Annotated in this window: 1 pseudogene; it reads left to right on the top strand. The window is 78.5% G+C overall.

Features of this window, described 5'->3' with window-relative positions:
- Positions 1-247 (top strand): annotated as a pseudogene (locus ACYQ0J_RS00790) (metal-dependent hydrolase); the annotation flags it as partial.

Here is a 247-nt window from a genome sequence, read left to right as displayed (position 1 = left end):
CGGGAAGGGGTTCTGGTTGAGGACGAGTTGGGCCGCACCCTGGCGGTGAGCCGGGACGGCCAGGTGGTGGCCTACCGGGTGCGCATGGTCCGGGGGAGGCCCCAGGTCCTCAGGGAGTGGCGGCTGGACCTCTCGGGGAGGCTTCTCGCCGACCTCCTGCAGGCCCTCCCCCGGTCCGCCCGGAGGGTCTGGGTCACCGGGGAGGCCCGCCCCCCCCCCCCCCCCCCCCCCCCCCCCCCCCCCCCCG

The organism is Thermus sp. FJN-A (assembly GCF_054655095.1).
The sequence above is the reverse complement of the archived record's forward strand: the minus strand, read 5'-3'. Positions and strand labels throughout refer to the sequence as shown.